At 42.9% G+C, this 10,501-nt stretch carries 6 protein-coding genes; 4 read left to right on the top strand and 2 right to left on the bottom strand.

Going from position 1 to position 10,501, the window contains the following annotated elements; all coding sequences use genetic code 11:
• Positions 1 to 210: helix-turn-helix domain-containing protein (locus QUB08_RS30405; protein WP_333229833.1), on the bottom strand; the 210-nt coding region annotated here is incomplete at its 3' end.
• A gap of 189 nt (positions 211 to 399) precedes the next feature.
• The gene (locus QUB08_RS30400; RefSeq protein ID WP_333229831.1) at positions 400 to 2,574 is read right to left on the bottom strand and encodes an EAL domain-containing protein; all 2,175 of its coding nucleotides are present in this window, start codon (positions 2,572 to 2,574) and stop codon (positions 400 to 402) included.
• A 244-nt stretch (positions 2,575 to 2,818) separates the two neighbouring features.
• Here QUB08_RS30400 and QUB08_RS30395 point away from each other — a divergent pair, with 244 nt between their 5' ends.
• From QUB08_RS30395 to QUB08_RS30380, 4 genes are all read left to right on the top strand, one after another.
• On the top strand, positions 2,819 to 6,679 hold the full coding sequence (locus tag QUB08_RS30395; protein WP_333229830.1) for a PAS domain S-box protein: 3,861 nt from the start codon (positions 2,819 to 2,821) through the stop codon (positions 6,677 to 6,679).
• 258 nt (positions 6,680 to 6,937) lie between these two features.
• Complete coding sequence (locus QUB08_RS30390) at positions 6,938 to 7,696, top strand: SDR family oxidoreductase (protein ID WP_333229828.1); 759 nt, start codon at positions 6,938 to 6,940, stop codon at positions 7,694 to 7,696.
• Positions 7,697 to 7,830: 134 nt separating this feature from the next.
• On the top strand, positions 7,831 to 8,928 hold the full coding sequence (locus QUB08_RS30385; protein ID WP_333153353.1) for a DJ-1/PfpI/YhbO family deglycase/protease: 1,098 nt from the start codon (positions 7,831 to 7,833) through the stop codon (positions 8,926 to 8,928).
• A gap of 563 nt (positions 8,929 to 9,491) precedes the next feature.
• Positions 9,492 to 10,196 carry a rhomboid family intramembrane serine protease gene (locus tag QUB08_RS30380; RefSeq protein ID WP_333229826.1) on the top strand — a complete coding sequence of 235 codons (705 nt, stop codon included), beginning with the start codon at positions 9,492 to 9,494 and terminating at the stop codon, positions 10,194 to 10,196.
• Positions 10,197 to 10,501: the final 305 nt, after the last annotated feature.

The raw sequence follows: 10,501 nt of genomic DNA, 5'->3' as shown, positions 1-10,501 counted from the left end.
TAACCATTCCCGTTCCTCTAACTTCTTAGCTTGAGTGATGAATTGCTTTTGAAGTTCGGCATTTTTCGGTTTCTTTTTGCCTCCGATATATTCAGAAATGCAAAAAGCTAGACTATCGTTCCATACTACTCTGACACACCCAAATAATTTGGCTAACGCCAATTTATGAGAGGGTGTCGGATAGCATCGGTAGCGATATCTAGCTTTCATTTTTTTTTGATATTTACTGTCTTTATCTTAACATAAACCAGAATAAAAAGCCGTCCTAGAAGGACGGGGCTTTAAACCCAAAATTTTCGGTAAATTGAGCCAGCCTTGTAGCAACGGGCGATCGACTCTTGGAAGCCGACCGACTGGACGCAGCCGTGAGGCAATGGGTTCGCTGGCTGAGTGCGATGGCTAGCGACTAAAATTAATAGGCACGGGGCGGGCGATTCCATAACCTTGAGCATAATCTACTCCAATCTCCCGCAATTTTTCTAAAATAGTCTCGTCTTCGACAAACTCAGCTATAGTTTCAAGATTCATCGCATGGGCAATACGATTAAAGCCTTCAACCAGCGCCTGAGAAATCAAATTATGACTAATATTCTTGACAAAAGCACCATCAATTTTTAGATAATCAACTGGTAAATTCATCAGATAAGCAAAGGAACTCAACCCACTGCCAAAATCATCTAAAGCAAAGCAACACCCAATCTTTTTGAGTTCGCTCATGAAATATCTGGCTTGCTCAAAGTTTGCGATCGCTGCGGTTTCCGTGATTTCAAAACCAATGGTTTGTGGGGGGACTTTGTAGCGATAAAATTGTTCGATTAAAAACCTCATAAACTGATTGTTACTAATGCTAGCCCCAGAAAGATTGATTGTATACAAGCCTTGACTAAGAACATCTTTCTCCGGCAATTTGTGATAATTAGAGAAAAAAGTTTCGATTACCCAACAATCGATCTCAGTTATCAAGCCGTAACGCTCGGCGGCGGGAATAAACTGAGCTGGAGATACTATTTTTCCATTTTCGTCCATCATTCTAATCAAAATCTCATAATGCTCTACTAATGGTTGAGAGGTAATAGAGACAATCTTTTGGTAGTAGAGACAAAAACGATTGGTTTCCAGCGCTCGGCTGATTTGGGAAATCAACTGTCTCTCACCACGTTGTTTAATTAGTTCGCTATCATCTAGACTATAAATATGAACACAGTTGCGGCCTCTGGCTTTAGCGGCATAACAAGCTGCATCAGCCGCTCCCAGAAGCTCCCTCAAATCTTGGCTTGTTTGGTCAATAGCAACAACTCCAATGCTGACTCCGATGATAAAGGTTTTGCCATTCCAAATAAACCGAAACTGATGCACTAAGTCTTTGAGGTTTTCCGCAATCTGGGTGGCTTCAGAGAGCGAACATTGAGAGAGTAAAATACCAAATTCATCACCTCCCAAGCGAGCCAGCATATCATTAGCACGGACTCCCTGTTGAATAAGTGCGGTGATTTGGCGTAGTAGATCATCGCCAGCAATATGACCTACCGTATCGTTAACGACTTTGAACTGATCTAAATCTAAATAACAGAGAGCGTGTTGCTCATTGCTATCTTGACAAGAGGCGATCGCATCAACTAGGTGCTGCTCAAATCTTCGACGGTTGATTAACCCCGTCAGGGCATCGTGATTGGCTTCCCAAGATAGTTTATGGGTGAGATAGCGCGATTCCGTAACATCATGAAAGACCATGACTGCCCCGATAATTTGACCTTGGCGGTCTCGAATCGGTGCTGCCGAGTCAGCAATGGGATACTCGGTTCCATCCTGGGAAATCAGAATAGTATTGTTAGCTAAGGTCACAATTCGCTCTTCTAATAGAGCCTTGTTTATAGGATTCTCTACTGTCTCTCGCGTCACTTGATCGACAATTAGGAAGACTGTAGAGAAAGAAACTCCTTGAACCTCATCAGCCCTCCAGCCTGTCAGCCGCTCAGCTATAGGATTGAAATATCTCACATTACCTTGGGCATCAGTAGTAATGACCGCATCGCCAATGGATTGCAGTGTCACTTGAGCCAATTCCTTTTCGGCAAAGAGAGACTCTTCGAGACGTTGCCGTTCTTCAATTTCTATCAAGAGACGTAAATTCTGCTTTTGGAGTTTTTGTTGCAGCCTTCCAATAGTTAGGTGGGTTTCGACACGAGCTAATACTTCTTCGACTTGAAATGGCTTAGCAATATAATCTACCCCTCCCGCAGCCAGCCCTTGCACCTTATTAAAAGTTTCATTGAGCGCACTCAAAAAAATTATTGGAATCTCTGCAGTGCGCTCGTCATATTTTAATTGTCGGCAAACTTCATAACCATCAATATCAGGCAATTTAATGTCTAGTAAGATTAACTCCGTCGATGGCGATTGGGCGGCTCTGAGCGCCATTGCCCCTGTTATAGCACTGCGAACTTTATAACCCTCTGCCCTCAAAGTATCCCTGAGCAGACGCAGGTTATCAGGCAGATCGTCAACAATTAAAATATTGCCACGATAGTTAATACCTGGATCGCCAACCCTATCGCTAGTTCTATCGATAATCATACTGATTTCCATAGTTTCTTGCTAGACGACTATAAATATATGCACAAATAGTATAGTTTAATTATTCGGTTAAAAAAGTCACTTTACCCAGAAAGAAGTCCTGCGATCCCTATATATTGGGGTGGCAAGGGGGCGCAGCCATACAAAATCTGAATAGTTCGGTTAGGGGCAGTCCCCCCGTGGTTACTCTTCTTCGCTGCGTATAACATTAGAAGAAGAATGTGTCAACCCAAGCAGCCGATTTATGAACAAGCCCATTTCTCACATGGCCAGTATACTCGTCATTGCGATCGGGTGTCTCGTGCTGCTGGGTTGGCAATTTGACATCTCCCTACTCAAAAGTGGTTTTCCCGGTATGACTTCGACCATGAAAGCAAACACGGCAATTTGCTTTTTGCTGGCTGGAGTGTCTTTGAGATTGTTGCAGTACCAAAGAACCCGACTGCATAATCGCATGGCTCAAGGGATGGCAGGATTGATAATCATCATCGGTATGCTGACGCTAAGCCAGTATATTTTTGGTTGGAAGCTGGGTATTGATCAGTGGCTTTTCCGAGATTTCGTGTCTTCACCGACTCCTTATCCGGGAAGAATGGGAATAAATACCGCCCTAAATTTTGTGCTGATGGGACTAGCACTTTTACTGTTAGGGCAAAATTCCCAACGGGATACTTGGTTGGCTCAGATTTTTAGTAGTGTTGCAGCTTTAATTTCTCTACTAGCTTTATTTGCACACCTATTCAATGTCGATATTCTTGAACGGTTGGTCACAATTACGACGACTCAATCCCTAAACACGAGCGCCACCTTTTTCATCCTCTATGGAGGAATTTTATGGCTCCGCCCCAAGGAAGGATTAATGCAAGTAGTAACAAGTCGCCTGGTAGGCGGAGTAATGGTTCGGTCGTTGCTGCCTTGGGCGATGATCTTTCCAGTGACACTGAACTGGTTGACTCTTCAGGGACAAAATTTAGGCTGGTATAACGCTAATTTTGGCTATACATTGCGTTCAACTGTTATGGTTGTCACGTTCTCAATTCTCATCTTGGGGACGGCTCGCTTTTTAAACCAGATAGATTACAAGCGCCAACAAGCCGAAGCAGAAATTAAAAAACTTAACGAAACTTTAGAAATTCTTGTGGCTGAACGAACAGATGATTTACAAAAATCGCAGGCTCGTTTTGCAGGAATTCTAGAAATCGCCAATGATGCAATTATATCTATCGATCGCACTCAACGCATTACCCTGTTTAATCATGGGGCAGAAAAGATGTTTGGCTATAAAATTGAGGATATTTTAGGGAAGCCACTGAATTTACTGCTGCCAGAACAGTTTAGAGATGCACATCCGCAGCATATCAAACAATTTGCACACTCTTCTACCAGAGCGCGAAGGATGGGAGAACGAGGCGAGATTTTGGGTCGTCGTCAAGATGGAACGCTGTTTTCGGCTGAAGCCTCTATTTCTAGGCTGGAAATGGGAGACGAAACGGTATTTACTGTTATTATGCGCGATATTAGCGATCGCAAACAAATTGAGATAGCTTTACGAAACAGTGAAGAGCAGTTTCGCCATGCGTTTGAAGATGCCTCTATCGGGATGGCGATCGTTTCACTTGATGGGCAATGGATTAAAGTCAATCCTGCCTTATGTCAGATTCTTGGCTACTCCTCAGAAGAGTTGTTAGCGTTAACTTTCCAAGACATTACCCATCCTGACGATTTAGACGGGGATCTTAGTTATGCACATCAACTATTAGCAGGAACAATTTCAACTTACCAACTGGAAAAACGGTATTTCCACAAACAAGGACATATTATTTGGATTATTCTTGATGGCTCGCTAGTACAAGATGGACAGGGAAATCCACTGCATTTTATTGCTCAAATCCAAGACATTACCGCTCGGAAAGAAGCTCAAAAGACCCTAGAACTTCAAAGCGTTATCATGAATAACATGGCAGGAGGATTGTGTTTAGTCAAAGCCTCAGACCTCACGATCGTCTACACCAATCCTACATTTGACGCTATGTTTGGCTACACAGATGGCGAACTTGCAGGTCAATCCGTTAGTGTCTTGAATTATGTCGATACAAACGTTACACCAGATGTAACCGTTCTAGATATTGTCACTCAAATTGAACAGACCGGGGAAGCGAAATATGAAGTCCACAATAGAAAGAAAGATGGAACTCTCTTTTGGTGCAGAGTTAATACATCCCGGTTTGAGCATCCTGAATACGGAACTGTATATGTTGCCGTTCAGGAGGACGCAACAGAGCTAAAACTGGCTGAGCAAGCCTTGCAAGCTACCACAAATCGCCTCAACTTTCTTCTAAACTACAGCCCCGTGGTCATTTTTAGCAGTAAACCTGCTGGCGATTATGGAGCAACTTTCATCAGCGAAAATATCAAAGATGTATTGGGCTACGAAAGCAGGGAGTTTTTAGAAGATTCTAAATTTTGGGTGAATCACTTACACCCAGATGATGTAGAACCAGTGGTTAATGGGTTAGCAAATCTATTCGTTAATGATTTTTACTTCCACGAATACCGTTTGAGTCGCTCCGATGGGGTTTATCGCTGGATGCTCGCTCAGCTTAGGCTAATTCGAGATGGTTCAGGTACACCAGTAGAAATCTTGGGATATTTAATTGACATTAGCGATCGCAAACAAGCTGAGTTGGAATTTCAGCAGGCAAATGAAGCAAACCAAGCCAAGACTGTCTTCCTCGCCAATATGAGCCACGAACTCCGCACCCCCCTCAACTCAATTTTGGGATTCACGCAATTGATGAGCTATGAGAGAAATCTGACTCCTTCTCTCCAAGAACGTTTACAGATTGTCAATCGTAGCGGTAAACATTTATTGGACTTGATTAACGATATTTTAGATTTATCCAAAATAGAGAGCGGACGGATGACCCTCAATCCTTCTGAGTTTGATTTGACAAGTTTGCTGACTTCTATTGAAGAAATGTTCCAAGTTAAAGTCCAATCTAAAGAATTGCAACTCATTTTCGAGCTAGCTCCCGACATTCCTCAATTTGTGCATAGCGACGAGAAAAAACTATATCAAGTCTTGGTCAATCTGCTCGGTAATGCCATTAAGTTTACCAATCAAGGAAGCGTCACCCTACGGGTAAGAGCAACACAAAGAGACAAAACATCCTGTCACCTATGTTTGGAAGTTGAGGATACAGGCGTGGGAATTTCGCCCACAGAAATTGATAGCCTATTTAAGGTATTTGTGCAAGCCGAAGCCGGGAAGAATTTGAGTCAAGGCAGTGGGCTTGGTTTAGCAATCAGTCAAAAACTCGTCAAACTCATGGGCGGTCAAATTCGGGTTAAAAGCACTTTGAACCAAGGTAGCACTTTTTCTTTTGAGATTGGTGTACAGTTACCTCAAGCAGAATCCTTACCCCCAGAATTAATTAATCAAAGAGTAATTGGTTTAGCTCCCGGACAACCGACTTACCGCATTCTTATTGTTGAAGATTTAGAAGAAAATCGCCGCTTGTTAGTCGATCTCCTTACCTCGGTTGGTTTTGAGGTGAGAGAAGCAAAACAGGGAGTGGAGGCACTCTCACTCTGGGAGAGTTGGCGGCCGCACCTGATTCTGATGGATCTACGAATGCCGATCGTGGATGGCTACACAGCTACTAAATATATTAGAGAACGCCCTCAGAGCCAAGAAACTGTCATTATTGCTTTAACTGCCAGTATTTTTGAAGAAGAGCGAGAGAAAGTTGTTATGGCTGGCTTTAACGACTTTATAAGCAAGCCATTTCAGCAGAGAGACATCTTTGACAAAATCGCTAAATATTTGCCAGTGCAATATATCTACGAAGTCGTAGAACAAACTCCACAAAAACAATTAGTTGAAACGCTGTCTGTAGAATATCTATCCATGATGCCCCCTCAGTGGTTAGAACAAATGTATCAAGCCGCTTACTATCTCGATACCGAAATTATGAATGAATTAATTCTACAAATTCCCGAATCCAAAGCAAGTTTGTCCAAAGCACTAACCGAGTATATCAATAATTTTAATTCGGATCGAATTATGGAGCTGATTCGACCTTTGATGCCGAATCCACTGTAGTTATCGAGTTTAAGGACAAAGAAGCTATAGTGCTGTAAGCAGTGGCTAAATTTCCAATAGACACCAACAGGGGAAAGGATTTAGAAGTTTTTGGATAGGTCTATTGCAGATATCCATCAGCATGAGGAAATGACATACACATTAGATGGAATGTGCTGTATCATATAGCAATTCTATTTCGTGTGTGAAGGGGATTGATTTTTTTTACTAACCGCAGAGGGCGCAGAGGTCACACAGAAAGAGAAAAGAGAGACATAAATGATTGATTTAACCGGAAAGGTAATTTTAGTAACTGGTGGCTCGAAAGGGATTGGTGCAGTGACGGTGCGGACTCTGGTTAATGCTGGGGCTGAGGTGATTTTGCATTACTTTCGCAGTCAGAAAGAAGCGGAAGCGGTAGCAGCAAGTGTTGCGGGCGATCGCTGTTATTTATTGGCAGCCGATTTGATGGTGGAAAACGCGGCTTCGACTTTGTGGCGAGATGCTTTAAAATGGCGGGGTCATATTGATGTTTTAGTTAATAATGCGGGGATTATGCAGTCAGCGGGTATAGAGGACGAGTTCGATATTTGGTCTTCAGCTTGGCAGCAAACTCTACAAGTAAATTTAGTTGCCGTTGCCGATTTGTGCCGGGAATCTATTTTGCATTTTAAAACTCGCCGGGTCGGTACAATTATTAATATAGCAAGTCGCGCTGCTTTTCGCGGCGATGACCCGAATTATCTGCACTACGCCGCTTCTAAAGGTGCTATTGTTGCTTTAACTCGCAGCATTGCTAGAGGGTTTGCGACTGATAATATTTTGGCTTTTACAGTTGCACCGGGATTTGTCAGTACAGAAATGTCTAATCAGTTTATTCAGGAGTTCGGTGAAGCTGATATTATTCGCGATATCCCGATCGGCAAAATCGCTCCCCCTCAAGATGTTGCTAATGTTATCGCGTTTTTAGCATCCGGTTTGGCTACGCACGCTACCGGGACTACGATCGATATTAACGGAGCCTCTTATGTGCATTGAGACAATTGTAAAATACCTCTAAAGGCTCACGCTGACAGCTTTTAAAACCAACTAATTTATCACTTTAGCAAGACGCTAAAAACATCATAAATCATTTAGGGTTATATAAAAAGATAGTCTGAGGAAATTTGATTATGACAACCGATAATGGTAGCAACACAAAACGAGTTGCCATACTCATTGAAAATGGAGTTGAAGATTCGGAATTTTTAGTTCCTTACAACGCCTTAAAACAAGCAAATTTTGATGTAGTTGTCCTCGGTTCGCGGACAAACGAAAAATATGCAGGAAAACAAGGAAAAGTTGCTCAGCAGGCTGACGGAACTACCACTGAAGCAGTACCCGCAGAATTCGATGCAGTGATAATTCCCGGCGGTATGGCTCCCGATACAATGCGGACTAATCCCAATACAGTAAGGTTTGTACGAGAAGCATTTGAGCAAGGAAAAATCGTCGCTGCTGTTTGCCACGGCCCGCAAGTTTTGATTGAAGCCGACTTGCTGAAAGGCAAAAATGCGACTGGTTTCTTGGCAATTAAAACAGACATGATTAATGCCGGGGCTAACTACATCAACGAAGCTTTAGTAGTTGACGGCAACTTGATCACTTCCCGCCAACCTGGAGATTTAGCAATATTTACCACCGCAATTATGGCTCGCCTCGGTTACGGCGGAAAAGAAGTCGGTTTGCCAGAAGAAACTGACACAAATGCAGAATGGTGGAAATTAGCTAATGGTTGGGGAGGTTCTACACAAGGCGACATTGTTAAAGGTTTGAATACCGCCCTCGCAGGGGAACGCTATGCTTGCGAAGCGTTTCAAAATTATGCGGAAAAAACGCAAGATAGCGATTTGCGATCGCTCTTGAAAGAAATGATTCAAAACAAACAGCACCACATCATCGCTCTCGAAAGTCGCCTCAACGATTTCGGTGAAAAACCCTCAATTCCTGCCCAAATTGCTGACAAGTACGCTAAATTAAAAGCTTCTATGCAAGGAACCGATGAAACGTTCTTACTGCGGAGCACTCTGGGTGACTTGCAAACTGGTGTTGTCGATATCAACAACCTGCGGGTGAAGTTCACAGATCCGGTATCAACGGCTATTTTGACAGAAATAGAATCGGATTTGTCTAAGTGTGAACAAGTCGTTGCTAAACTCTTCCGCGCCCGTGCAGTTTCCCAGGAAATTAAGTCGCCTAAACCTTCAACTAGCCCCGCTGTAAAAATGTAATCAGCAAGAGTATCAATAAGTTTGTTGTTTTGTTGAAAGGTGAAAACTCGCACCAATATCGCAACTACAAACTTGCTCTGCAATCCTACAATATACGCCTTTGCGGTAAAATAAAACCCAAGACTAAAAAGCAGATATTCAACTAACTGCAAGGTGGAGGGTTTTATTAAATGGGTTTTATTTTTGTTTCACCGGAACACGGGGGGTTTGAAGGAAGCTTGCTGCATCCGGGGGCGGTACAAGCCCCCGGATTCATCCGTGTACAAATAAAAAATATAGTATCCGATAACCAGCCCCCGGATACATCCGTGAGGTCGCTTTCTTCAATTATTCAATTCTTAAAATCTAAAATCTAAAATCTAACATCGATTAACTAGCCCCCGGATACATCCGTAAAGTCGCTTTCTTCAATTATTCAATTATTCAATTCTAAAATCTAAAATCTAAAATCTAAAATCTAAAATCTAAAATCGATTGGCTTGTTCCCTCTTCCTTTAGACAGGAGACACCTGGGCTATAAATGCGCTACTGTGTTGCCAATATTTTGATGAGGAAAAAAGGCCGTGGTTCCCTTACGCGATGAAAATCCCATTACTATAACTCCCTACGTCACCTACGGGCTGGTTGCCGCAAACATATTAGTATTTTTGTACGAACTCAGTTTGGGCGATCGACAATTAACCGAATTTTTCTACTCTTGGGCCGTAATTCCTTGCCAGTTAAGCAATATGTGTCGGGTGGCTCTGCCAGTTTCGCCATTTCCCGAATGGACGACACTAATTAGCTCCCAATTCCTGCACGCAGGCTTTCTCCACATTGCCGGAAATATGTTATTTCTGTGGATTTTTGGCAACAACGTAGAAGACCGTTTAGGACACGTCAAATTTATAATATTTTACCTTACTTGCGGCGTTTTAGCATCACTAACTCAATGGTTTTTTTCCTCAGCATCGGCCATTCCGTCCCTAGGTGCTAGCGGCGCGATCGCAGGCGTCATGGGAGCTTACATTCTCAGATATCCCCAAGCCAAAGTTCTGACACTGCTACCCTTGGGAATCTTTATTACCACCGTCAGAGTCCCCGCTTTCTTCTTTCTAGGATTTTGGTTTGCACAGCAAGCATTGAGCGGCCTGGCTTCCTTGAATGCCCCGGCAAGTGTCGGCATGGAATCCGGGGGAGTTGCCTACTGGGCCCACGCTGGCGGCTTTGTTTTCGGCGCTATTCTCGGCCCTTTATTGGGACTTTTTTCTGAGGAAAATCAGAGTTAATTTTAAACCGGAAATTAACGCAGAGTAACGCAGATAAACCGCCAAGGAAATCAGCGTTTATCTGCGTTACTCTGCGGTTTAAAAGCTCTTATTTTTCTCAGGGTTCGGTGCTATGTTTAGCCATTTTTTGTTAATTTTTTACCGCAGATGAACACAAATTAACGCAGATAAAGTGCCAACAAAATCGGCGTTTATCTGCGTTTATCTGCGGTTTCAAACCTCTTATCTTCCTAGAGAGGCAGTCCAGTAGAAGTAGTTGACAAAAAATACAGTTTCTGCTGATGCTGATTTATAAGTAAATGTGA

The organism is Microcoleus sp. BR0-C5, from assembly GCF_036705045.1.
In the GTDB taxonomy this organism is placed as follows: domain Bacteria; phylum Cyanobacteriota; class Cyanobacteriia; order Cyanobacteriales; family Microcoleaceae; genus Microcoleus.
Note: the sequence above shows the minus strand (reverse complement) of the source record. Positions and strands in the feature narration are given on the sequence as shown.